At 52.0% G+C, this 22,861-nt stretch carries 21 protein-coding genes and 1 pseudogene; 7 read left to right on the plus strand and 15 right to left on the minus strand.

From position 1 onward, the window contains the following. Positions 1–7 precede the first annotated feature (7 nt). The 7 genes from PsWM33_RS00920 to PsWM33_RS00950 all read right to left on the minus strand — a co-directional run bounded on the left by PsWM33_RS00920 (position 8) and on the right by PsWM33_RS00950 (position 6,305). On the minus strand, positions 8–358 hold the full coding sequence (locus tag PsWM33_RS00920) for a RidA family protein (RefSeq protein ID WP_063298895.1): 351 nt from the start codon (positions 356–358) through the stop codon (positions 8–10). A 35-nt stretch (positions 359–393) separates the two neighbouring features. Further along, on the minus strand, positions 394–1,509 hold the full coding sequence (locus PsWM33_RS00925; protein ID WP_063298896.1) for an NAD(P)/FAD-dependent oxidoreductase: 1,116 nt from the start codon (positions 1,507–1,509) through the stop codon (positions 394–396). Beyond that, the gene (locus tag PsWM33_RS28605; RefSeq protein ID WP_063298917.1) at positions 1,506–2,921 is read right to left on the minus strand and encodes an FAD/NAD(P)-dependent oxidoreductase; all 1,416 of its coding nucleotides are present in this window, start codon (positions 2,919–2,921) and stop codon (positions 1,506–1,508) included. The genes PsWM33_RS00925 and PsWM33_RS28605 overlap by 4 nt, the downstream gene beginning before the upstream one ends. After that, on the minus strand, positions 2,914–3,243 hold the full coding sequence (locus tag PsWM33_RS00935) for a (2Fe-2S)-binding protein (RefSeq protein ID WP_063298897.1): 330 nt from the start codon (positions 3,241–3,243) through the stop codon (positions 2,914–2,916). Before PsWM33_RS00935 ends, PsWM33_RS28605 begins: the two co-directional genes overlap by 8 nt. A 146-nt stretch (positions 3,244–3,389) precedes the next feature. Further along, entirely contained in the window at positions 3,390–4,394 is a 1,005-nt protein-coding gene (dctP, locus tag PsWM33_RS00940; RefSeq protein ID WP_063298898.1) for a TRAP transporter substrate-binding protein DctP, read from the minus strand. A gap of 95 nt (positions 4,395–4,489) precedes the next feature. After that, entirely contained in the window at positions 4,490–5,788 is a 1,299-nt protein-coding gene (locus tag PsWM33_RS00945) for a TRAP transporter large permease (protein ID WP_063298899.1), read from the minus strand. A 1-nt stretch (position 5,789) separates the two neighbouring features. After that, positions 5,790–6,305 (minus strand): TRAP transporter small permease, encoded by a 516-nt coding sequence (locus tag PsWM33_RS00950; protein WP_063298900.1) that lies wholly within the window; start codon positions 6,303–6,305, stop codon positions 5,790–5,792. 143 nt (positions 6,306–6,448) lie between these two features. Between PsWM33_RS00950 and PsWM33_RS00955 the strand changes: the two genes are divergently transcribed. Further along, on the plus strand, positions 6,449–7,390 hold the full coding sequence (locus PsWM33_RS00955; RefSeq protein WP_063298901.1) for a LysR substrate-binding domain-containing protein: 942 nt from the start codon (positions 6,449–6,451) through the stop codon (positions 7,388–7,390). A 95-nt stretch (positions 7,391–7,485) separates the two neighbouring features. Here the strand turns inward: PsWM33_RS00955 and PsWM33_RS00960 are convergent, their stop codons facing one another. From PsWM33_RS00960 to PsWM33_RS00970, 3 genes are read right to left on the minus strand one after another with little or no spacing between them, the layout of a single operon-like run. Beyond that, positions 7,486–8,103 carry a pyridoxamine 5'-phosphate oxidase family protein gene (locus PsWM33_RS00960; RefSeq protein ID WP_063298902.1) on the minus strand — a complete coding sequence of 206 codons (618 nt, stop codon included), beginning with the start codon at positions 8,101–8,103 and terminating at the stop codon, positions 7,486–7,488. A 14-nt stretch (positions 8,104–8,117) separates the two neighbouring features. Further along, a complete protein-coding gene (locus PsWM33_RS00965; RefSeq protein WP_063298903.1) occupies positions 8,118–8,582 on the minus strand; it encodes a nuclear transport factor 2 family protein in 465 nt (154 codons plus the stop codon). 51 nt (positions 8,583–8,633) lie between these two features. After that, a complete protein-coding gene (locus PsWM33_RS00970) occupies positions 8,634–9,179 on the minus strand; it encodes a carboxymuconolactone decarboxylase family protein (protein WP_063296063.1) in 546 nt (181 codons plus the stop codon). Between the two features lie 130 nt (positions 9,180–9,309). Between PsWM33_RS00970 and PsWM33_RS00975 the strand changes: the two genes are divergently transcribed. Further along, positions 9,310–10,209, plus strand: coding sequence for a LysR family transcriptional regulator (locus tag PsWM33_RS00975; protein WP_063298904.1), 900 nt, complete (start codon positions 9,310–9,312; stop codon positions 10,207–10,209). Positions 10,210–10,267: 58 nt separating this feature from the next. On the opposite strand, the gene PsWM33_RS00980 is transcribed toward PsWM33_RS00975, so the two are convergent. From PsWM33_RS00980 to PsWM33_RS00990, 3 genes are read right to left on the minus strand one after another with little or no spacing between them, the layout of a single operon-like run. Then, on the minus strand, positions 10,268–11,056 hold the full coding sequence (locus tag PsWM33_RS00980) for an enoyl-CoA hydratase-related protein (RefSeq protein ID WP_063298905.1): 789 nt from the start codon (positions 11,054–11,056) through the stop codon (positions 10,268–10,270). A gap of 2 nt (positions 11,057–11,058) precedes the next feature. Next, entirely contained in the window at positions 11,059–12,372 is a 1,314-nt protein-coding gene (locus PsWM33_RS00985) for a hypothetical protein (RefSeq protein WP_063298906.1), read from the minus strand. After that, on the minus strand, positions 12,372–14,009 hold the full coding sequence (locus PsWM33_RS00990; protein WP_063298907.1) for an amino acid adenylation domain-containing protein: 1,638 nt from the start codon (positions 14,007–14,009) through the stop codon (positions 12,372–12,374). The genes PsWM33_RS00985 and PsWM33_RS00990 overlap by 1 nt, the downstream gene beginning before the upstream one ends. Before the next feature lie 152 nt (positions 14,010–14,161). Here PsWM33_RS00990 and PsWM33_RS00995 point away from each other — a divergent pair, with 152 nt between their 5' ends. The 3 genes from PsWM33_RS00995 (at position 14,162) to PsWM33_RS01005 (ending at position 16,452) form a co-directional block, all read left to right on the plus strand. Beyond that, entirely contained in the window at positions 14,162–14,983 is an 822-nt protein-coding gene (locus PsWM33_RS00995) for a DUF6502 family protein (RefSeq protein WP_063287624.1), read from the plus strand. After that, the gene (locus PsWM33_RS01000; protein ID WP_063298908.1) at positions 14,983–15,873 is read left to right on the plus strand and encodes a DUF5666 domain-containing protein; all 891 of its coding nucleotides are present in this window, start codon (positions 14,983–14,985) and stop codon (positions 15,871–15,873) included. Before PsWM33_RS00995 ends, PsWM33_RS01000 begins: the two co-directional genes overlap by 1 nt. A 183-nt stretch (positions 15,874–16,056) precedes the next feature. Then, positions 16,057–16,452, plus strand: a complete 396-nt coding sequence (locus PsWM33_RS01005; protein WP_063296056.1) for a hypothetical protein — start codon at positions 16,057–16,059, stop codon at positions 16,450–16,452. 90 nt (positions 16,453–16,542) lie between these two features. On the opposite strand, the gene PsWM33_RS01010 is transcribed toward PsWM33_RS01005, so the two are convergent. Together PsWM33_RS01010 and PsWM33_RS01015 are read right to left on the minus strand one after the other, a co-directional pair. Continuing rightward, the gene (locus PsWM33_RS01010) at positions 16,543–17,931 is read right to left on the minus strand and encodes an NAD(P)(+) transhydrogenase (Re/Si-specific) subunit beta (protein WP_063298909.1); all 1,389 of its coding nucleotides are present in this window, start codon (positions 17,929–17,931) and stop codon (positions 16,543–16,545) included. Positions 17,932–17,949: 18 nt separating this feature from the next. Beyond that, positions 17,950–19,518 (minus strand): Re/Si-specific NAD(P)(+) transhydrogenase subunit alpha, encoded by a 1,569-nt coding sequence (locus PsWM33_RS01015; RefSeq protein ID WP_063298910.1) that lies wholly within the window; start codon positions 19,516–19,518, stop codon positions 17,950–17,952. A gap of 1,146 nt (positions 19,519–20,664) precedes the next feature. Between PsWM33_RS01015 and PsWM33_RS01030 the strand changes: the two are divergent. Further along, a pseudogene (locus PsWM33_RS01030) lies at positions 20,665–21,759 on the plus strand (IS3 family transposase). 122 nt (positions 21,760–21,881) lie between these two features. Then, entirely contained in the window at positions 21,882–22,064 is a 183-nt protein-coding gene (locus PsWM33_RS01035) for a hypothetical protein (protein WP_063298912.1), read from the plus strand. Positions 22,065–22,861: the final 797 nt, after the last annotated feature.

Raw genomic sequence — 22,861 nt, forward strand, 5'->3', positions numbered from 1 at the left:
CTATGTTTTACTGAGCTGCAACCACAGTAAACTCAACCAGAATATCCGGATGGGCCATGCGTGCTTCAACGCAGGCACGTGCTGGCTTTTCACCCTCTGCAACCCAAGCATCCCACACGGCGTTCATCGCAGCGAAGTCTTTCATATCGCGCACATAGATGGTGGTGGACAGGATCTTGTTGCGGTCGCTGCCAGCTTGTTCCAGCAGGGCGTCAACTTTGGCCAGACAGCGTTTTGTCTGTTCGGTGATGTCCCAGCTTGGATCATCAGCAGCCGTCTGTCCGCACAGATAAATTGTGCCGTTGTGCTTCACGATCTTACTCATGCGGTGGTTGGAATCCACGCGTTCAATTGTCATGGTTTACTTTCCTGTTGTCTTGGAAATCTTGGGAGCTAAAGAACCTTGCGTTCAAAGCGGTCGATGCGGAACGGGTTCAGGTCATAACTGGTTTTTCCTGTGGTGATCAGCTGCGCGAGTACATCACCAACGACTGGTCCGAGCTGGAACCCATGGGCCGAAAAGCCGAAGGCATGGTAGGCATTGCGCGCATTCACCCCTGCCCCAATCACCGGCAGGTTGTCGGGCATGTAGGCTTCCAGTCCAGCCCACATCCGGTTGATGACGGCTGTCTTCATGATTGGGAAAAAGGTCTTGGTTGTCTCCGCAGCAAGGGCCAGCTTTTTGTAGTCCAGCGTTGTCCGATTATTATCACGATCCGCAAAACCTTTGGCGCCACCACCGATGAGCACAGTGCCATTTTCGAACTGCTTGAACGACAGCTGACGAGAGATGGCGCCTACGACCGGACCAGCAAAATGCGGCATTCGGGCGGTGATCATCAACATAGGCGCGCTGTAAGAGAGCGGGGTGTTGTCGCCCATCATCATGGCAGTTTTGTCCGCCCATGCTCCAGAGCAGTTGATCACAGTGCCTGTGTCATAGCTGGCTTTGTCGGTTCGCACCTGCCAAGCATCACCAATCTGGCGCAGGTTTACGAGTGCTTCACCTTCGTGAAATGTTGCACCAAATAGTTCAGCTGCTCGGCGAAAGGCACTGGTTGCTTTGTAGGGGATTGCATAGCCGTCTTGTTCAGACACCACGCCGCCCACGCAGTTATGCGCCACATGAGGCAATCGCTCGCGCAGTTCCTGCTGGTCGATCTGTATTTCGTGATCGTAACCCAATCCGGCGAGCTTAGTGATCCGGGTCTTGATCGTGCTCATGTCTGTGTCATCAATGGCAATGTTGATCAGGCTACGCCTGCGAAAACCAGTATCGCCCTCAAGTTCATCATCCAGTGTTTGCCAGCGGGACATGGCTTCTTTGGAGAGCGGCACCTCAGCAAAATCTCGGCCTAACAACCGCACACCACCTGCGTTGACACCGGAGGCATGACGGCCAACATATTCCTTTTCCAGCACCAGCGTCTTCATACCAGCCTTGGACAGATAGCAAGCCGTTGCGCTGCCGTGAATGCCACCGCCAATGATGATTGCATCAAAATTCATGCGGACACCTCAGCCGGTTTTTTTGCTGGTTTGATGTTTTGAAACTGACTTAACTCATCAACACTAAGCAACCTTTGTGGAGAGCGCAGGCGATAATAGCCGATGTCGGAAACAGGCTTGTTCTGCCAGACAGCAAGTAACTCACTGACGGTATACCCGCATTGGCGGCCCTGACACGGGCCCATTCCACAGCGGGTCAATGCTTTAAGCGCATTCGGGTTTTTCGCACCTTGCTCAAATCCAGCACGCAGCTGACCCATTGTTTGCTCTTCACAGCGGCATACCAGCGTGTTGGACGCAGCAGGGATGCGATGCTCTGGTGTTGGTGCATAATACGCATCAAGAAAACTGCGGAAGGCTTTGAAGGACTTCATGGCTCTCAGATGATCAGAACTTTGTTGCTGCAGACTTGCCTCGCTGAGTTTGCCAAGTTTGCTCATGGCCTTAAGTGCTGCAAGGCGTCCGGCATGTCGCGCAGCTTCCGCCCCCTGAATACCAGCTGCATCACCGACCACTGCAATGTGTGGGATCGAGCTTTGGCCCCAGTCGTCCAGTGTCGGTGTCCAGCACAGTTGTTGCTCTGCCCAATGATGTTCCATACCAAGTGCGCGGGTCATGTTGAGGTTGGGTATGACGCCCTGATGCAGGAAGATATGATCTGCGTTGACGGAGTGGGTTCGTCCATCCTGTTCAAACTGAAGGCCAACGGCCTTGCTTTCTCCAAGCACGCTCAGGTTTGAGGCATGGCGGAAGACAGGAACACCTGCACGGCGAATTTCATTGAGGAGCATCAGACCTTTGATAAGGTAGGCTGGTTTGCGGAGCGCACCACCAATGTACTGCATCGCACGGCCAACACCGCCAGCTGGCGTTGTGTCCACTACAGCGTTGACGGTTACACCAAGCCGCAGATACTGAGCTATGATCAGGTAAAGCAAGGGTCCGGTGCCAGCAAAGATAGCACCGTCTTTGACGATGCCGTCAGACTTGAGCATCACCTGTGCGCTGCCTGCTGTCATCACACCTGGCAAATGCCAGCCTTCAATAGGGAACGGGCGTTCCATGGCGCCCGGACTGATGATGAGTTCATGTGCAACAAGACGGCGGGTCTGATGGTCTTGGGAGTACAGGACTTCGCCGTTTTCTCCGATATGCCAGACATCCGCATTTTGGTGGCGGTCAATGTCTGCCTCCATAAAGGCTTCAACCAGCTCCGCGCCCTCGGTGTATTCACTCCCGAGAACGGACGGGTCCAACAAGGGGCTCTGCGTCACGTCCCGATAGATCTGCCCACCGGGAGTTGCCTTGCGATCAAGCACCGCGACCGAGGCTCCCTGTTGTGCTGCCTCTAGTGCGGCGGACATGCCGGCCGGGCCTGCACCGATGATTGCGATATCGAAAATGTCACTCATGATCAGCACTCTCTTTTTGATGAAGTGCAGCAATGGATTGTTCGGTCAGGTCTTGGCTACAGACGTGCATGCCCTCTTCTACCGTCGTTAGGCAGGCCTGCTGGTTAGGCACGCCATTGACCTCAACGAGACACTCGAAGCACACGCCCATGGCGCAATAGGCGGAGCGTTGTTGGCCCGAGACTGAAGCAAGGCGGGTTTGTGTTTCACCGTGCAACGCCATGGCTGCCCAAAGGCTGGAGCCTTCAGCAACCTGAACCATCTGCCCGTTAATGTTGATGGAGACGCTTTGGGTCTCGGGTTTGCGCAGTGAGCGGAACATTGGACCTGACCTTTAGTGGCAAGCTTTAAAACAAGTGGGTTTCCCAATGAAACCGGGAGGATCAGGCAGTTCAGGTGAAACCGGGATTGGGATCCGGTTAGGGAACAAAGCTGCCTGATCCTTTGGAGACCTATCGGTCTGGACTGTTAGTTCTTGATTTTTTCAAGAATGGACTGACCCCAGTCAGCACCAACATCGTTCAGGATCTGTGGCCATACGTCTGCGCGAACTTTCTTGGCTGCCGCTGCCAGCTCATCATCCGAGAGATTGACGATGGTTGCACCGTAGTCTGCCAGTTTCTGCTCAAACGCACCCTGATCGGATTCCGCTTTAGCCCAACGCTTGGCTTCAAACTCTTTTGCTGCTTCTACGAGAGCTTTGCGGGAGCTTTCGTCAAGACCTTCAAAACGTTCGGAGTTGATGATCAGGTACCAGACTTCGAAGTGCGTGTTCACCGGGATGTAGGTTTTCGCAACATCGCGGAAAGAGGCGTAATAGCCTTCAGCACCGGAGCCCACGACACCATCAACAACACCGGTCTGAACAGCGGTGAAGGCTTCTGAGAATGGGATTGGGGAGCTGATGTAACCCAGAGCATCTGCTGTCAGCTGGAAGCTCTTGATGCCAGGTACACGAACTTTGATGCCTTTGTCAGCGTTTGGATCACCTGGAGCCACCGCATCACGGTTCAGCGCGATACCGCCGAAGTACACCGGATAAGCTGCCAGCATGGTGATGTCCTGCTTGGCGTAAAGCTCTTTCATCGCGTCATGTATTGCGCCTCCCGGACCGTAAATCTTTTGCGCCTGCTCCCAGTTTTCTGCCACATATGGGAAGGCACTGATCTGCATTTTACGCTCAACAGCGGTTGCTGCTGGCTGTACGGCCATGTCGATCGCACCAACAGAAATTCGCTCCTGTACGGTGGTGTAGTCACCCAGTGCGCTTGCTGCAAAGATCTTCATCTTCAGGTCGCCATTGGTTGCTTTCTTCAGCTCTTCAGCAAGGTCTTTCACTTCAAGATCAACAGTTGCGCCTTGCGGGCGGATATGGCTGATCTTCAGCGTTTTGGCGTGTGCGATGGATGCTGCACTTACACCACCAATGATGGTTGCCAGCGCAAGGGTCGTTTTCAATGCCTTCAAAATCATAGTTCACCTCTGTGTTTTGTTTTCAATCGCAACTGAGGTTGCTGTTATCGGAGCTGCTCCCACAGCTCGCTTTGGGCTCTTGTCTGGTGATGGGGTCAGTAACCAAAGAGCCGGGGAATGAAGAGAGACAGGTCTGCCCAGAAGGAGGTCAAGAACACCACTGGCAGATAGCCAAACAGGATGAGGATCATGGCTGGGCGGATCACTTGCGTGACCGGCACCTTGCCGATGCGTGCGCCCAGATAAAGGATCGAAGCGTATGGAGGGGTCACACCGCCCATGGCTGTGTTAACACCCATGATCGCTGCGAACTGGATCGGGCTGATGCCAATGGCTTCCATGAGCGGCAGCAGCAGCGGCGCAATCAGGATGATAGCAGTCACGTCATTCACCACCATGCCCACAAGGAACAGCAGGATGTTGATGAGGATCAGCAGCAGAACTTTATTCTCAGTGATGGAGAAGATTGCTTCCACCAGTTCCTGCGGCACACTTTCGAGCACGAACATCTGGGAGAGGATCATGGAGAACAGGATCATCAGCATGATCGCGCCAACCGAGGTTGCTGCCTCTTTACCTGCCCCGAGGAATGTTTTGGCATCCAACCCGCGGTAGATAAGGAAACCGACAGGGATCGCGTAAATCACTGCAACAGCCGCAGCTTCTGTCGGGGTCATGATGCCACCGTAGATGCCGCCAAGGATGATAACTGGCATGAGAAGCGCTGGGGTTGCCTTGAACCTGCGGTGGCTGGCTTCCTGCACAAATGCTTTGCCGCGTGGGCGGTCTTCCAGTTTCAGGTCAAACTTGCGTGCCAGACGCAGGTTTACAACGGAGAAGCTGGACATGATCAGGAGGCCCGGGCCTAGCGTTGCGAGGAAGCAGGCAAGGATGGACGTGTCAGTTACCCAGCCGTAGACGATCATGGTCACGCTTGGTGGGATCAGCAGGCCAAGCAAGGAAGCGTTGGCGATGAGCGCAGTTGCATAGGCACGCGGGTAGCCCTGCTTTTCCATCTCAGGAATGAGGAGTGGACCAATAGCGGCCACGCCAGTCAGGCCAGAGCCGGAAATCGCACCGATCAACGCACAGCTGACGGTGGCCACAACGCCCAGACCGCCACGTAAATGGCCGATGAAAATGTTGACGAAGTTGAGTAGACTTGCGGCGATACCGCTGACGCTCATAATCGTGCCTGCCAGAACAAACAGCGGAATAGCAAGCAGAACCGGATTGCCGAGCTGCTGGAAGCCCCAAAGCATGTTGCCCTTCATGATGACGTCACCAGCGAAGTACATGGTCATCAGACCCGCGCCAAAGCAGTAAGGCAGCGGTACGCCAAGAGTGAGCAGAATTACGAGAACTGCAACGGAAAGAAGTGCAATCTCAACCATATCAGGCCAGCTCCTCTTTTAGGGATTCTGTGGTGGTTGGGAGCGGCTCAGGGAACGTCCCTGTCAAAACCTGATGGATGTGTCGGCCCAGCTGGATTGCGGTGAACACCATCATTAAGACAAGGCCGGTGATCAACGAGATGTCCACGTAAAATGTCGGGATATAGAGGGTCGGGCTTTCGCGCCACACACGCATAGAATATTTGGTGAAATCCCATGCCCAGTAGGTGAGCCAACAACCAATCGCGAGGCTCAATGCTTCCCCAATGAGGGCGAGCACGGCCACTTGCTTTGGTGTTTTAAGGAATATTTCCAGAACGTTGGCGCGGATATGGCTGTTTTCACGGGATGCGTTGACCGCGCCCACCATGTAGAGCCACATTGTTGGATAAAGCAGACTTTCTTCCAGCCCCAGAACTGGAATTTCAAGCAGGTATCGCGTGATCACCTGTACAAATTGGCCCAGTGCAACAAGGCATATCAGCCCCGTCAACAGCAGGCTCATTAAGCGATCCATCAGCAATCCTTCCTAAGTAGATGTCCGCAGCGCTGTTCGGAGAAGATTTCGATTTTGACCTATAAAATCAAAGTGATTTAATCTATTAAGGTATAGAAAAAAATTACCGGGCATGTTATTGCCTCACAATAACAGGCGGTTACATGAACCTGAGTTTTCGACAGTTGCAGGCATTTCGTGAAGTTATGCGAACGGGCTCAATCTCTGAGGCGGCACGTATCCTAGGGCGGACGCAACCTGCGGTAAGTTCTCTGATTTCCAATCTGGAACAGGAACTGGGGATCGAACTGTTTGAACGTCAGCGCGGCAAACTCTTCCGAAAACCGGAAGCGCAATTCTTTTTGGGGGAAGCAGAAGCAATTCTGGATCGCCTCGCCCGTTCGACACGGACCATGCGCGAAATTGGCTCCTTGCAGCAGGGTCGGCTCAACGTGGCGTTCATGCCGGCCTCCTCTCAGGTGCTTATTCCGCAACTGATCTCCGAGTTTGTCCAAGACAAACCGGAGGTGAAGGTCTCGCTGATGATGCGCGGGTCCAACGTGATTGAAGAGTGGGTCACCTCTCAGCAATATGATGTGGGACTGGCAGAAACCCCCGCTCCCAACAGTGCGTTGATTACGCATGATTTCCTGCTCAACTGTATTTGCGCTTTACGGAGTGATGATCCGTTGGCGCATAAAGAGGTCATCGAAGCAAAGGACCTTTCGGGCAAACCATTGGCGACATTGCCTGAAATGCACCCCAATTGCGTCTCCACACGAATGGCGTTTGAGGAGCAGAAAGCGGAGTTCAACCAACGCTTCGAGCTGCGCAACTTCCTCCCGGCCCTGAAGTTGGTGGAAGACGGCTTGTGCTATTGCATTTGTGATCCGATGACGGCGGACGGTTATCTGAACACAGCACGCGAACACAGCTCTCTCGTTTTCCGCCCGTTTGCACCTAAGGTGGTGCTGGCGATCTCCATTTTGCTGCCGTCCCAACGTCCGGCGTCTGCATTGGCAGACGCGTTCAGCGAAAAACTGCTGGGCGCAGTTACGGAGATTGAAAGGAAGCAATGGGGAGATTTTTATGGGGGGCCACAATAGTGGTGAAGGGTAGTGCGTATTCCCGAGATTAGGGCCAGATAAGTTTCGGGAATACGCAGTAACGGGAGAGTTTGCCCACCCGCTATTCGATGTAATCAGTTCGCTTGTACGGCGCTTTGCAGCTTATGGATTTGCTCCTGCAGTTCAGCGATCTTCTGTTCTTTTTCTTCCAAAGCGGATTTGACCCAATCTGCGTCAATGCGCACTGGAATGTGCTGGGGGCAGTTGGCATCCCATGCATCAACACTGAAGATGATTGCTTGCTCAGGCGCTGCACGATAGGGTTGATCGTAGTCCATCAGCTGTTCAATCAAGCCCGGGTCATCCTCGATGACCTTAGCTGTGCCCCAGATCTTGATCCGCGTCTTCTGCACGTAATCGATCAGAAAAATGAAGGCCTTGGAATTATCTTCCAGATTTCCCTGGCTGATGTACTGACGGTTGCCGCGAAAATCCGCAAACCCGAGGTGGCGATTGTCCAGCACCTTAAGGAACCCGGTTGGGCCCCCACGATGCTGAATATAGGGTTGGCCATCCGCATTGGACGTTGCCAGAAAGAAGCTGCGCTGATCGGCAATGTACCGCGCCAACTCTTCTGTCACTTCGTTTTTCCAACCACCGCCCTCTTCCATGCTGGCATAGCCGCGTCGGGAGCCTTTGCGGCTCTGGATGGCTTTCACTGTGGGAGTGAAGGCAATATCACTGGAATACATGGGGTTTCCTCCAGTTACAGACCCAGATCACTCAGGCTTGCATGATCATCAGGGCGGCGACCTATCGGCCAATGGAACTTGCGGTCCTCTGGTGTGATCGGATGCTCGTTGATGCTTGCAATCCGGCGCTTCATGAGGCCGTCCTCTGCAAACTCCCAGTTTTCATTGCCGTAGGCTCTGAACCACTGTCCGGAGTCGTCATGATACTCGTAGGCAAAGCGAACCGCGATCCGGTCTCCCTCAAAGGCCCATAGCTCTTTAATAAGGCGGTAATCGAGCTCTCGGATCCATTTGCGAGTGAGCAGCTGCTCAATCTCAGGGCGTCCAGTTACAAATTCTGCTCTGTTCCGCCATTGGCAGTCTGGCGTGTAGGCCAGAGCTACCTTTTGCGGATCTCTAGAGTTCCAGCCATCTTCCGCCGCACGGATTTTGATGCTGGCTGTTTCCCGTGTGAATGGAGGGAGTGGTGGTCTGGTCATGACGATCTCCGGAAGGGTGGCAGGTGGATTGGGCTCCACCCGCCCGTGGTGTCAGGCAAGTTCTTTAACAGCAGGGAAGTCAACTTCGGTTCCCAATACTTCGTTCATGTAGTTGGTCAGCGTGTTCAGAGCGACATGTCCAACAATCTCAACGAGTTCTGCATCGGAATAACCAGCGTCGCGCACAGCCTGCACCTGTGCATCAGAAACCTTTCCGCGGTTTTTGACGATTGCGACAGCGAACTCGACAGCAACGGCTGCTTTCGCATCTTCAGAACTGCCGCGGCGGTTCTTTGCAATTTCATCTGCAGAGAGTTTGGCAAGGTTGGATGCAAGGTAAGTATGCGCGGAGAGGCAGTAGTTACAGCCATTCTGCTCGCCAACGGCCAATGCGAGACGCTCACGCGTAGCAGCAGGCAGTGTTCCTTTGCCGAGCGCGCCGTTCAAACCGAGGTAACCTTCCAGCGCCTGCGGGCTATTAGCAACAATTCGGAACAGATTTGGCACCGAGCCGAGCTGAGAGTTGACGGCCTGAAGGGAAGCCTGGGAGTCCTGAGGAGCGGCCTCGATGGAAGATGGGGTAGGAATGCGTGACATTATTTTATCTCCATTTTTTGAAATCGGATGATGGTCTTCATGTAACCAATGTTTGAAAGGAAATAATTGGGCTTCTGTGCAATTCACTATTACACTTAGCGCAATAAATGAGCGTGATTGTGAGATTGAAATGGATAAGCTTGAAACAATGCAGGTGTTTGTAGAAGTGGCTGAACGGGAGAGCTTCGTGGAAGCCAGCAAGAAGCTTGGCCTTTCAGCTCCTGCCGTCACTCGCTCCATTGCCCGGCTGGAGCAATCCCTTGGCACAAGATTATTCAACCGAACCACTCGTCACGTCCGACTGACGGATGCGGGCCGGCACTATCTTTGCGATGTAAAAGGCATTCTGGAGAGTGTCGAACAGGCAGAAGCGTTTGTCAGCGGCAGTTATGCCAAGCCAATCGGCGAGCTTTCCATCACAGCGCCCATACTGTTTGGGCAGAAGTACATCATCCCTCTGATCACAGAGTACCTCGACCTCTACCCTGAAGTGACTGCCAATGCCGAGTTCTACGACCGTATCGTCAATATGGTGGAAGATAATCTGGACGTGGCGTTCCGTATCGGGCATCTGCAGGATTCCGGGCTTTATGCGACCCGCGTGGGCAGCATCCGCCGGGTGATCTGTGCTTCACCAACTTACTTTAGTGAGCACGGCACCCCGCAAACACCGTCAGACCTTGCCGAGCACAAGATCATTCAGCCGACATCGGTTGAGACGAGCAACCATTGGAAGTTTTCAGGCGAGAAAACCGAGGTGGTGAAAATTAACCCGCTGCTGCGTTGTAATCACAACTGTGCAGCTATTCAGGCGGCAATAGGTGGTGCTGGCATTACCCGATTGCTGTCCTACCAGGTAGCAAAAGATGTGGCGAATGGCGTGCTTCAATTGGCGCTGGAGGACTATGAGCCTGAGCCGCTTCCAGTCCATATCGTTTATATGGAAGGCCGACGAGCCAGCGCAAAAGTGCGGTCATTCGTGGACTTCGCCGCTGAGCGCTTGCGAGACAATCCGTTTATCGGAGACTGATACCTAAAAAGTGAAACGCCCGGAATGTTCACATGGTATCCGGGCGCCTCTCATTTATTTAAGCATCTTCCAGCTCTGCTTGCTCATTAAAGTTTGGCGGACGCTTTTCTAGGAAGGCGGCCATGCCCTCTTTCTGGGCAGGAGAGCCAAACAAAGCATGGTACATCTGCCGTTCAAAGCGAATGCCATTTTCCAATGAGTTTTCATCCGCCGCATTGACGCAGGCCCGTGCCATCATCGTGATGTCGCGTGCATAGCCAGCAATGGTCTTTGCTGTTTCATTTGCAACGGACATCAGCTCATCTGCAGGGATCTTTCTGCTAATGAGACCCATATCGTAAGCCTCTTGCGCATCAATCATGCGGCCTGTGAGGATGAGATCCATTGCGCGTGCTTTACCAACCAACTTAGTCAGACGCTGAGACCCACCAATGCCTGGAATACAACCGATCTTCACTTCCGGCTGGCCGAACCTGGCGGTGTCTGATGCCAAAATAATATCGCACATCATGGCGACCTCACAGCCGCCGCCCAAGGCATAGCCAGAGACCGCCGCAATCTTCGGAATACGAAGCGCTGCAAAACGATCCCATCCGGTAAAGAAGTTGCTGGAGTACATGCTGGCGTAATCCTGCACGTTAAGCTCTGCGATATCAGCGCCTGCTGCAAAGGCTCGCTCGTTGCCTGTCAGGATAAGACAACCGATGGCAGGGTCTGCATCATACTTAGTGGCAGCGTCCAGCACCTCTTCCAAAACCTGAGAGTTAAGCGCATTCAGAGCCTTTGGGCGATTGAAGCGAATGGTCGCAACGCGCCCTTCGACGGATGTTTCAATAGTTTCATACATGATCAGCTATCCCAAATTGCGCCATACGCAGGAATGCCGAGGCTTTCCATATCATGAACGAGTTTACGGGTCAGTTTCTGGTTGGAAATGACGATGACAGCCTCAGCTCCACTCTCCTCAACCGCTTTCAGAGTTAATGCGGTCAGATCAGGCTTTCCTTGAGAATCCGTATCCCAGATCACCGGGTTCTCAGTGCTTGCCTCAATCTCGTCAACGAAAGCATCGCCATAGGTTTTACGAGGGTTGCGTGTGGACCAAATCACCTTGTTGGGTACGTCACCTGCGAGCAGATGCGGCACGATTGGGCCAATACCAGAACCTGTACCAACGTAAACGACCTTCTTGAACAATACTTCGATACGCGCAACACCAGAGGTGGTGATGCCCTTCACCCAGACATGGCTTGGCGGGTTTTCAATGAAGTCTCCGGTCCAATCCCCTGCCCGACTGATAGCGAGACGATACCCTGTCTCTTTCGGAGACGGGATATTGGCAAACGCGTGATATTCGCCAAATGGGGTGTGACTGATTGCGTTTGAGCTGCCCGGGAACGGCGTGTCGCCATAATCGAACTTTGCCAAAACAGCATGGTTAGAAGGCTTTACCACATCCACTTTGACACGCTTAAGTGACAGCCATGGTGAGACGATGGAAAGTGTGATGAGGCAGAGCATCCAGAATGCTGGGGTTTCCATTAGAATGCCACCAGTATCCTGCGTGATAGAAACAGTCTGTGCCCAAAACAGGCCAAGCACTGTCCAACCAACAAAACGGTGCACCTTCTCAAAGGTGTTATGATGGCGCGCGCGGAAACCTCCTTGTGCCGTGACGATCAGCAGGACCATCAACGAGACCATCGCCCCGCTGAGAGCAAGCGTTTGATCTGATGGAAGCGCAGCCCCTTCAATGCGGTTTGCCACCATGGCGAAAAGCAGAAAGCCAAACCAGATTGTGCCGGACACCGTGCTGCTGGAATGAAGGCCGCCAAAATGAAACACTTTGCCAGCGCCCCAACGAAGCCAGAGCGGCCAGCTGGTTGGAATGCGGGTTGCCAGCCAGAACAAGGCGTTAACCACCCGTTGCTGCCGGATCAGGATGCCAAGAGACAGGTTGATCAGCGCCATATCTGCAATAGCACCAAGAGCAAAGCCGGTTTCTGCAAACCAGCGTCCCTCCTGTAAACCAGCGATGAAAACTGCGATGTTGACTACGGCGACCAGCATCACCAGTCGGTTGTATTCCATCAAGGATGGATGGCGCGTAATACGTCGCCAGTTGTAACTGCGTGTTTCGGCAGTTGTTGCTTCAATAGTCATTAATTTAACTCCACACCCTGAGCGTCAATATGGTCTTGTGCCAGCTTCAAAAGCAGGCGCTTGTCCAACTTCCCGCGTGGTGTGCGAGGCAACTCATCCATGGAAAGGATCAGTGTTGGACTACAATAATAAGGAAGTTTGTCTTTCACGGACTGCGCCGCGGTGTTGGTGCACACATTTGCCGGGCTGATGAAGGCCACCAGATTACGGCTGTCGAACTTGAGCGTGACCGCCTGATCACAGCCTTCCGTGGCTTCCAATGTGTTGGAAACGCCATCCAGCTCCACACGGAACCCGCGAATTTTCACCAGATCATCAACCCGCCCAAAGTGCTCCAGCTCACCTGTGTTGGTCCAGCGACCAAGGTCTTTGGTACGGAACATCATGTGACCGGGACGGAATGGGTCAGGTCGATAACGGTCAAGCGTAAGCTCGGGATTGGCAAGGTATCCAGCAGTTACACAATCACCACCAGCCCACATTTCGCCCTTCTCGCCGATGGCAACGGGGCGCAGGTTTTCATCCAGAACATAAACCGTGTTGTTAGGCGTCGGACGTCCAATGGATAGGATTTCCTTTCCCGGATAATGCGGTTCGGCTGTATTGATGATGGTGGTTTCTGTTGGTCCGCAAGAATTGTAGAATCGGCAGAAGCTACTCCAAGTGTCTGCAAGAGGTCTTGGGCATGGTTCTCCCGCAACAGCAGCAGTTTGCACCTGCTGGCAACGGCTGTGATCAAGCGAGTTCAGGATTGACGGTGTTGCAATCAGCACGTCCACCTTTTCGGCTGTTTCTTGAATGCTTTTGCCGCGAATAACCAGCGTAGCGCCGTTTGAAACAGCACCAAGAGTTTCCCAAGCCGCCATATCAAATGCGATCGAAAGAATTTGACCCACCCGCAACCCCGGACGCATGCCAAGATCACCGGGGCTGGTTTGCAAAATGTTGCATAGGTTCTTGTGGGTGACCTGAACGCCATTCGGGACGCCTGTAGTGCCAGAGGTGAACAGGATCATGCACAGATCGTCCGGCTGTGCTTTGTGTTGCTCACCCTCTAACGGCGTGGTCGGCAGAGTTTCATCCTCGATCACATCTTCTATCGCGATGAGAGTTTGCCCTTCGGCGACCGACACCTGATCTTTAAGGCTGCGCAGCGTTAGGATGACTTCGGCACCAGTCACAGCAGCTATGTGGTTCAATGCCTTTTGTGGCGCAACACCCACATGCTGCGGAATATACGCAGCGCCAACGCGCAGGGCGGCAACAATACCAACCAACATTGGAATGGAACGATGCAGGTACAAGCAAACGGCGTCTCCTCTCTTTACGCCGTGCTGTGCCAAAGTGTGAGCGAGCCGGTTAGCGGCTTCATTCAGCTCACCGTAGCTGATTTCCTGGTCTTGATATTCGGCTGCAACGACATTTGGCTGTGCAGTCATAAAGTGGTTCATTGCGGAAATGATAGTTGGAAAACGTGGAGTGGTTTCTGGTCCCCATCCAAAATCCAGAAAACGTTCCTGATCAAAATCGCTCAATGCCGACAGAAGCGGATTGCGTGGCGAAACCCCTGTCAGTTTTGGCATGGCCGGAAACACTGGCCGAATGTCATTTAGATAATCTGCAGCAATATCCCGCATAGCGAGTCCCTCTTATGGTGATAATCACTCATTCTAGTTAATGGGAAAAATTCCCATTTGAGTATAACAAGTGTTCAACAAGCAGTAACGAATTCGTAGGATGAAAAATTCTGGTGTAATGATTAGAGAACTGGACAACACAGGAAGCGGAAATGAGCCCCGAGCAAACAGATCCTTTTGAGACCGCCCTCACTGCGCTTCTTGCCCCATTGGCAAAAGCGATGGTGGCGCGTGGCGTCACAATCGGGCCAGCGACCGAGGCGTTGAAACGGGCCCTTCTCCAGGCTGCAATTGAGGAAAATCCCGGCAAGACGACCGATAGCCGTGTTAGTCTTAAGACCGGCATACACCGCAAGGATGTCAAACGGTTACGATCAGACGAAAACGGCAGTTCTCTCAAAAAATCAGTCAATGCGACGGCCCTTGCGATCAGTTATTGGGCAACGGCCCCAGAGTTTCAAAGCGCCGAAGGAACGCCCCGGAATCTACCTCGGCAAGGCAGCGAAAAGGAGCCTGGCTTTGATGAGTTGGTCCGCCTTACACGCGCAGATATGGCACCTGGAACAGTGCTTGAGGCACTTATTGAGCAGGGTGTCGTAACGGAATTAGATGACGGATTTTATCGTTTATTGACTCATGCCCTTTTGCCGGCACCAGGAAGTGCAGAGCAAGTTGCCGCCTATCAGGCGACGCTTTCGACCCACCTTTCAGCCGCTACCCACAACTTAATTGCCCCTCAGGGAGAAGCTCTCAATTTTGATCGAATCCTGCGCTATTCGCATTTGTCAGAGGAGTCAGTGGAGACTCTGAACAGGTTGACGCAAGAGAAGGCCCAGATGCTTTTGGAAGAAGTCAACGCTCTGGCACGGGAGATGCAAATGAATGATGCGGAACAGACCGCCAATGGCCGTTTTGCCTTTGGGGCCTACGTCCTTCCAAAAAAAAAGCCAAAATCAGATGAGGCTGCTGCGTAATGGTTTGGAGGCACACACTTTCCGCTTTAATAGCATCCACTTTTCTGATTGCTCCAGCTGCTGGCCACGCAGAGGAAGAGCGTGAAGGCGGCATTTTAGGGACAGGCATTGTCGGCACGATTACGCGCCTTGGCAGCATTATCGTAAATGATCAGCGCATCACCTTCCCTCCAGACTTGCCAGTCAAGAACGAGCTTGGTCCTCTGACGGCCTCGCAGTTGGTGTCGGGAGATACTGTTGCCGTTGTTGCAGCCCTGACTGGTTCAAACTGGGAAGCGCAGAGTATCCGCAGAATTGTACCGATCATCGGCCCGGTTTCTGAGGTGAAGTCGGGTGAGACAGGCAGAACCTTTGAGATTATGGGAACTTTCGTTCATGTGTCAAAGGCCATTGCGACCACAGTGAAACAAGGGGACTGGGTGGCAATCAGCGGTCTGTGGCAAGATGAGGATGTGGTTGCAACACGCGTCGAGGTTGTTCCGCCCCGCCAGTCTGCTGTCATCATTGGCAGCAACCTTTCTGTTGGAGCAAGCAATGTTCCTCAGATCGGCAACACGTTGATCGCAGGCATTATTCCGCAACACGTTCAGTCCGGTGATGTTATCCGGGTCACAGGGGTTCCTGAGGCTGGCAGCATTCGTGCGACATCGCTTGAAACCGGGATCTTCGATGGAAAAGTCGGGCTAGTTCAGGCCGAAGGCTACTTGTCTCCGCCAAACTCAACCGGCCTTTACACCCTGCTCGGTTCCGGCATGGTGGCCTTCACCGATCAACCAGACATGATTGATGAAACAGCCAAGGTGGTTGTATGTGGGTATGATGGTGAGCTTGGAAGTGACCAGACCAAAGCTGCAGAACCTGAATTACTGGAGAAGCTTGGCTGTCAGTAGCTGTCTCGGGAACGCGCGGTAAGTGACCACGCGTTCCTGACAAATATCATATACTTGCGTATATCTACCCCATACCGTTCTAACTGATTAATAAGTAGCCACAGACTCTTTGCTTCTTTCGTTCCTTCTGCCTACAAGGCTTGAAAACTGGAGCAATTACAACTGAATTAGGTGGGAACTGAGATGATCAAGTATTTTGTTGGAGCAGCTTTTCTAATTGCTGGTCTAAGCACTGCTGCTGCAGAGACACATTCGCGCGATGTTGCCGCGCGCAAAGCGTCCGTTGTCAACGGGCATGTTTATTACAACCAAAACCAATGTACCTCAGGTCCAATTGCTCAAGTAAAGGTCAAAGTTGCGCCCAAGCATGGAAGCGTTGAAATCCGCAGAACAACGTATAACCCTCCTAAAGGGCAACGTTGCTACGGAAAGAAGTTTAACGCTGTTGTTGTCATATACACCCCGAAGAAAGGTTATCGCGGCAAGGATACATTTAAGACTAGGTATTCAATGCCTAAGTATGTTCAGGGTAGCCAGATGAATTACTTTACCGATACCTATAAGATAAACGTAAAATAGGTAGTGCCATTTGCAGAGGCATTGCAAGAAAAGAAAACCCCGGAACGTTCCTCACGTTCCGGGGTTTATCGTTTTTATCTAGAAACCAAACTAGCTGATTTTACCTAGTAGGTTGTTCATGGAGCTCTTCGCATCGCCGTAGTACATGCGGGAGTTCTCTTTGTAGAACAGTGGGTTCTCGATGCCGGAGTAACCGGTACCCTGACCACGTTTGGAGATGAACACGTGCTTGGCTTTCCAAACTTCCAGAACTGGCATGCCAGCGATTGGTGAGTTTGGATCTTCCTGAGCAGCCGGGTTCACGATGTCGTTGGCGCCAATAATGATGACAACATCTGTGTCAGGGAAGTCATCGTTGATCTCATCCATTTCCAGAACGATATCGTAAGGCACTTTCGCTTCAGCGAGCAACACGTTCATGTGCCCTGGTAGACGGCCTGCAACCGGATGGATTGCGAAGCGGACGTTTTTGCCTTTGGCACGCAGACGCTTGGTTAGCTCAGAAACAGACTGCTGTGCCTGTGCAACAGCCATGCCGTAACCTGGTACAATCACAACGCTATCTGCATCATTGAGTGTTTCAGCCACAAAGTCCGTATCGGTTGCAACCATCTCGCCTTCTATTTCCTGAGCTGGACCAGTCGTGGTGCCAAACCCGCCAAGAATAACGGAGACGAAGTGACGGTTCATCGCCTTACACATGATGTAAGAGAGGATCGCACCGGAAGAACCAACCAGAGCACCCGTAACGATCAGCAGGTCGTTGCCAAGTAAGAAGCCTGTCGCCGCTGCTGCCCAACCGGAGTAGGAGTTCAGCATTGAGACAACAACTGGCATGTCGGCGCCGCCGATGGCCATAACCATGTGCCAACCGATGAAGAAGGCGATCAGGGTCATCAGGTAGAGCGTCCAGGAACCAGCATGGTTCATGTACATGAACATCAGGATCACTGCGAGAATGAGCAGACCTGCATTAAGGGCGTGACGACCCGGCAGCAGCAGTGCTTTACCGCCGATCTTTCCAGCAAGCTTGCCGTAAGCGACAATAGAGCCAGTGAAGGTGATTGCACCGATGAAGACGCCGATGAAGATTTCAGCTTCATGAATAACCAGCTCCGCGCCTGCCAAACCTGCTGGTGGAGCGATATCTGAGTTGATGCCGATGAACACAGCTGCCAGACCCACGAAGGAGTGCAGAGCAGCCACAAGCTGCGGCATGCCAGTCATTTCAACGCGTTGAGCCACAATCACGCCAGCAGTGGAGCCAACGGTTACAGTCACAAGCAACATGATCAAAACGGCTGGGCTTGTAAGATCAACACCAGGGCCAAATACTGTTGCAAGAACAGCCAGTGCCATACCGACGATGCCAAACCAAACAGCGCGCTTTGCGCTTTCCTGATTGGACAGACCGCCCAGAGACAGGATGAAGAGTACGGTTGCCGCAATATAAGCGGCGGTTTGAAGTCCAATAGACATAATGCTTCCCTCCCCCGCTTAAGACTTGTTGAACATCTGGAGCATACGGCGCGTGACCATAAACCCGCCGACGATGTTGACCGATGCAATCAGCACCGAGATGCCTGCGAGGAACCAGACGATCCAGCTGCCAGAGCCGAGCTGCAGCACTGCACCCAAGATGATGATGCCGGAGATTGCGTTGGTCACAGCCATAAGCGGTGTATGCAGGGAGTGAGCCACACCCCAGATGACCTGGAAGCCAACAAACACTGCGAGGACAAACACGATGAAGTGTTGCATAAAGCTTTCAGGCGCATAGGCACCTATCAACGCCATAACAGCACCACCGCCAATCAGAAGACTGAGCTGTTTGCGACCGGCAGCTTTGGCAGCTGCAGCCTCTTCAACCGCAAGTTCCTCAGGGGTTTTCTCAGGTGCCTTTGGCTTTTGAGCAGCAATCGCAGCGATCTTCGGCTTTGGTGGCGGGAAGGTGATTTCCCCGCCTTTGGTTGCCGTTGCACCGCGGATAACATCGTCTTCCATGTTGATATTGGCCTGACCATCTTTCTCAGGGGTCAGATCAAACATCATGTGGCGGATGTTGGTCGCGTAAAGTGTGGAGGACTGCGTTGCCATGCGGGATGGGAAGTCAGTGTAGCCGATCACGGTAACGCCGTTGTCAGTTACGATCTTCTCGTCCATCTTGGTCAGTTTACAGTTGCCGCCTTTTTCAGCAGCAAGGTCAACAATCACAGAACCCGGCTTCATGGACTGGACCATGTCTTCGGTCCAGAGCTCAGGCGCATCGCGGCCCGGGATCAGCGCTGTGGTGATGACGATGTCAACATCTGGTGCCAATTCGCGGAATTTTGCCAGCTGCGCTTCGCGGAATTCTGGAGAAGAAACAGAAGCATAGCCACCAGTGGAGGCGCCATCCTGCTGCTTTTCCTCAAAGTCCAGATAAACGAACTCAGCGCCCATGGACTCGACCTGCTCAGCCACTTCCGGGCGAACGTCGAACGCAAGGGTGATCGCGCCAAGAGAGGTTGAGGCGCCAATTGCGGCAAGACCAGCAACGCCAGCGCCGATGACGAGCACTTTGGCTGGTGGCACTTTACCGGCAGCGGTGATCTGGCCGGTGAAGAAGCGTGGGAAGCTGTTGCCAGCTTCCATAACAGCGCGGTAACCAGCGATGTTGGCCATGGATGACAGAGCATCCATCTTCTGTGCGCGCGAGATACGCGGCACCATATCCATCGCCAGCACGTTGACCTTTTTATCGGCAAACTGCTGAAGAAGCTCACCATTTTGCGCTGGCCAGAAGAAGCTGATGAGGGTTTGTCCCTCGTGTGTCAGTTCCAGTTCAGACGCTTCGGGCGGACGGACCTTGATAACAATATCTGCGGTTTCCCAGAGCGTTTTTGCATCTGCGATAACCTTTACGCCAGCATCTTTATAATCTGTGTCAGAGAAGTTTGCAGCTTCACCAGCGCCGGATTCAATAGCGCACTCATATCCCAGCTTTTGCAGCTGTTGGGCGCTGTCCGGCGTCAACGCGACCCGACGTTCCCCGTCAAGGACTTCCTTGGCAGCCCCTATGATCATGTTCTAACCTCTTGCCTGTTAAATAGGTTTCCAGCAGAAATCGCTCGTTACCAACTGTTCCAATCGTTTTTTATTCTCGATCCCAGCGTAGGCGCTGGTATCGTTTTTGTGCAATGCACCAAAGGCCCTAAACTTTACCGACTGTCCAAAGGAATCTCTTTGACCAATCTTACTCGCAAGGCAGGTTAAGCTCCTTTGCGTAAACTGCAAGTCTCTCCTAAAAACTTCGAAAATCCCTTCATCTTTAAAAGGGAGCCCGTTCAAATCCCAGTAGGGTAAAGCCCTATCTGAACGACAGTTGATCACCTTTACCCAAGTGTTTGAGTTCAAACTAAAGAACGAGGTGGATAAGTGAAATTGAATGAATCTCAATATAGTTCACATATATAAGAGCGAAGGTGAGTATAAACCGCATTTCACGCAGATTATTGAGGCTTATACTTGCATTTGCTCTTGGCCCGAGCAGAGGAAAACTGTACTCAAAGTGGAAGATTAACTGAAATATATTTATGTCTCAGTCTGAAGTTACAGGTAGATATACCAGCTCATCACTTCGGTGCATGCGACAACCTGACATAGAAACAGCCCTTTCAACCGTTCACGAAAACCGCTTTCCGCCCTTGCGTTATTCTGTGCGTTTCTTTGCGCGATTTTGCGTTTTCATGCGTTGCTATGGAGAAACGGCCACTCTGGAAGCGGCATCTGTGAACCTGCACAAGCCTATATCGGTAGTTTTTCACCGCTGTATATTGCATCCATCCTGCTTTGTAGATGATTGTAAGAGATGGCTTAGTTTTTTGGGACAGGTCGTATAAGTGGATTTAGCTCCTAAAATTTGCTTGACGCCAAGAACAGGAGAACACCATAATTAAACGTCCGCGCTGGAACCTTAGCCCGACTTATAAAGCGAGATGTCGCTTGCTCCTATTCGCGGAAAGAGTACCTTGAGTGAGTTGGCTCTGAAGTTTGATTTTCGCGTGAACCAAATCAATCAATGAAAAGAGCAGGTCCTAGCAACTAAGCTAAATGCATTTGGCACTGATAAACAGGCTAAGCAGGAACCTGAAGTCGATATCAAACGACTTGACCTGCCCCCATAACTTCTACCAGTTTGTGATAGGATTCTACCTAACATTGGGGTGGGATATGAAGCATTCGCGTTTTACGGAAGAGCAGATCATCAGCATGATCAAAGAACAGGAAAGTGGTGTTCCAACAGCCAAAGTTTGTCGCAGGCATGGGATCAGCACAGCGTCGTTCTACAAGTACAAGACAAAGTATGGCGGCATGGATGTTTCGGATGCACGCAAGTTGAAGGCTTTGGAAGATGAAAATTCCAAGCTCAAGAAGTTACTTGCCGAATCTATGCTGGATAATGCGATGCTGCGTGATGTGAATTCAAAAAAGTGGTAGGGTCCGCAGCTTCACGCCAAGCGGTTGCCTTTTTATGCCAGAGCTTTGGTGTGAGCGAGCGGCGGGCCTGTTCTGTGCTTCAGGTTGATCGCCCCAGTATGCGTTACAAAAGCGTACGTCCTGACGACAAGCCGTTGCGTGAAGCTATCAGACAGTTGGCGAACATCGCCGTTTCGGATATCGCAGGATCCAAATCCTTTTGAAACGTCAGGAAGTGGTTATGAACCTGAAGAAACTGCGTCGCATGTATCGTGAGGAAGGGCTGCAAGTGCGCAAACGTGTTGGTCGTAAACGTGCGCTTGGAACTCGCAGGCCCATTGTCTTGCCTTCAAGGACCAATAAACGTTGGAGCCTAGATTTTGTCAGTGATGCAATTACCGATGGCGGGCGCTTTAGAGTTCCGGCTCTCGTCGATGATTATAACCGTGAATGCCTCGCACTTGTTCCCGACCCTCTATCTCCGGAACACGTCTTGTGCGCGAGGTCGATGCCATTATCGCAAAACGGGGGATACCAACGACAATAGTTTCGGACAACGGCGCAGAAATGACCAGTTCTGCGGTGTTGAAACTCTGCCAGGATACCAACATCAACTGGCATTACATCGCAGCAGAAAAGCCCCTGCAAAATGCTTTTGTTGAAAGATTTAACGGCAGCTTTCGAGAAGAGTGTTTGAATGAAATACTGTTTTCATCACTGATCGAAGCCAGAGCCAAAATTGAGGCTTGGAAAGACCACTACAACACTCAAAGGCCGCATTCGTTTTTGGACAACCTAACCCCAGCCGAGGTTGCACGACAGATAGAGCTGGAAATGATAGCCACGTGAGGCTTGAAAACAAACCATGAATCCTCACAAACCGTAGACGGAACTTGGGTCTCAGGTCAGGCTGCAGGTCAATATTGGGAAACTGGCCTTGGAGAAAGACTTCTTGCCTGGAGCACTCAAAGATGACTGATCAGATGCACAAACTCTCGATTGTCCGCCAAGCTAAAGCCTCGAATATTTCTAGAAGCGGTGTTTACTACCTGCCGCACCCAGTCTCAACAGAAATGCATGCCCTCATGAGTCTACTGGATGAACTGCATCTGGATATCCATTTGTTGGCAGCCGTATGTTGCAACAACTATTGAAGGCAAAGAGCTTTCGGCGCAACGTAAGACCTCTGATGAAACGGATGGTCTTTGTGGCAATTTACCTCAAGGCCTACGCTAATGTGCCAGGAGCTAGAAAGGCCCTCGGTAAATTCATAACCTTTTATAATCAGAAACGCCCACATTGATCGTTTAACTGAAGTAGCTCGGATCAGGTCTACTGCAACCACACGCAAGGCATAACTCAAGCTGTGGCGTAATCGGAGCAGATCCACTTATAAACGACGTTCAACTTTCCAAACAAGCGGGGTCACTTTTGTATTCTGCACATGCGTCAGAGCCGTTCCTCATAAAATCGACATGGCTAGTGCTAACTTGAAACGTGATGCTACAGGAGTAAGATTTTTAGCTGAGGGGATGAGAGTGTCCACTCTCAAATGAAGTTTGACAAGATTGGCAGTCAAATAATGGAGTGTTTGAAGTTTACTCATTTGCCTGTGTTATCGAATCTAACCACCCGTTCGAAATAGGCCTTAGCCCACATCACATTTTCAAGGCTAGTGATAGCGATGATTGTTATTGTAGTCTACGAAGAGACCAATCTGTATCCCGATGTCCTTTGTTATGTAGGACTTCTCCAGCAAGATGTGACTCTTCATTATCTAGTGATGATATCGTGCTCCACGGACATACTTTATATACTTTTCCTCTAGCCATTCAGCTACCTCTGAAGCCAAATAAGATGAGCCATTATCGGAAACCTGACGCAATCAGTGGTGTGCTTTTGGCTGCTTGAGTTCCCCGTCGACGCCTTTGGACAGATCGATTGAATTGAA

The organism is Pseudovibrio sp. WM33 (assembly GCF_001623165.1).
Taxonomy (GTDB): Bacteria; Pseudomonadota; Alphaproteobacteria; order Rhizobiales; family Stappiaceae; genus Pseudovibrio.

Bases quoted from the DNA above. Each gene is read 5' to 3' on its own strand.
- PsWM33_RS01015 (WP_063298910.1), bottom strand. From the start codon at position 19,518: ATGATCATAGGGGCTGCCAAGGAAGTCCTTGACGGGGAACGTCGGGTC.
- PsWM33_RS00990 (WP_063298907.1), bottom strand. From the start codon at position 14,009: ATGCGGGATATTGCTGCAGATTATCTAAATGACATTCGGCCAGTGTTT.
- PsWM33_RS01000 (WP_063298908.1), top strand. From the start codon at position 14,983: ATGGTTTGGAGGCACACACTTTCCGCTTTAATAGCATCCACTTTTCTG.
- PsWM33_RS01005 (WP_063296056.1), top strand. From the start codon at position 16,057: ATGATCAAGTATTTTGTTGGAGCAGCTTTTCTAATTGCTGGTCTAAGC.
- PsWM33_RS28605 (WP_063298917.1), bottom strand. From the start codon at position 2,921: ATGAGTGACATTTTCGATATCGCAATCATCGGTGCAGGCCCGGCCGGC.
- PsWM33_RS00965 (WP_063298903.1), bottom strand. From the start codon at position 8,582: ATGACCAGACCACCACTCCCTCCATTCACACGGGAAACAGCCAGCATC.
- PsWM33_RS01035 (WP_063298912.1), top strand. From the start codon at position 21,882: ATGACTGATCAGATGCACAAACTCTCGATTGTCCGCCAAGCTAAAGCC.
- PsWM33_RS00970 (WP_063296063.1), bottom strand. From the start codon at position 9,179: ATGTCACGCATTCCTACCCCATCTTCCATCGAGGCCGCTCCTCAGGAC.
- PsWM33_RS00935 (WP_063298897.1), bottom strand. From the start codon at position 3,243: ATGTTCCGCTCACTGCGCAAACCCGAGACCCAAAGCGTCTCCATCAAC.
- PsWM33_RS00925 (WP_063298896.1), bottom strand. From the start codon at position 1,509: ATGAATTTTGATGCAATCATCATTGGCGGTGGCATTCACGGCAGCGCA.
- PsWM33_RS00945 (WP_063298899.1), bottom strand. From the start codon at position 5,788: ATGGTTGAGATTGCACTTCTTTCCGTTGCAGTTCTCGTAATTCTGCTC.
- dctP (WP_063298898.1), bottom strand. From the start codon at position 4,394: ATGATTTTGAAGGCATTGAAAACGACCCTTGCGCTGGCAACCATCATT.
- PsWM33_RS01010 (WP_063298909.1), bottom strand. From the start codon at position 17,931: ATGTCTATTGGACTTCAAACCGCCGCTTATATTGCGGCAACCGTACTC.
- PsWM33_RS00985 (WP_063298906.1), bottom strand. From the start codon at position 12,372: ATGACTATTGAAGCAACAACTGCCGAAACACGCAGTTACAACTGGCGA.
- PsWM33_RS00960 (WP_063298902.1), bottom strand. From the start codon at position 8,103: ATGTATTCCAGTGATATTGCCTTCACTCCCACAGTGAAAGCCATCCAG.
- PsWM33_RS00950 (WP_063298900.1), bottom strand. From the start codon at position 6,305: ATGGATCGCTTAATGAGCCTGCTGTTGACGGGGCTGATATGCCTTGTT.
- PsWM33_RS00980 (WP_063298905.1), bottom strand. From the start codon at position 11,056: ATGTATGAAACTATTGAAACATCCGTCGAAGGGCGCGTTGCGACCATT.
- PsWM33_RS00975 (WP_063298904.1), top strand. From the start codon at position 9,310: ATGGATAAGCTTGAAACAATGCAGGTGTTTGTAGAAGTGGCTGAACGG.
- PsWM33_RS00995 (WP_063287624.1), top strand. From the start codon at position 14,162: ATGAGCCCCGAGCAAACAGATCCTTTTGAGACCGCCCTCACTGCGCTT.
- PsWM33_RS00920 (WP_063298895.1), bottom strand. From the start codon at position 358: ATGACAATTGAACGCGTGGATTCCAACCACCGCATGAGTAAGATCGTG.
- PsWM33_RS00955 (WP_063298901.1), top strand. From the start codon at position 6,449: ATGAACCTGAGTTTTCGACAGTTGCAGGCATTTCGTGAAGTTATGCGA.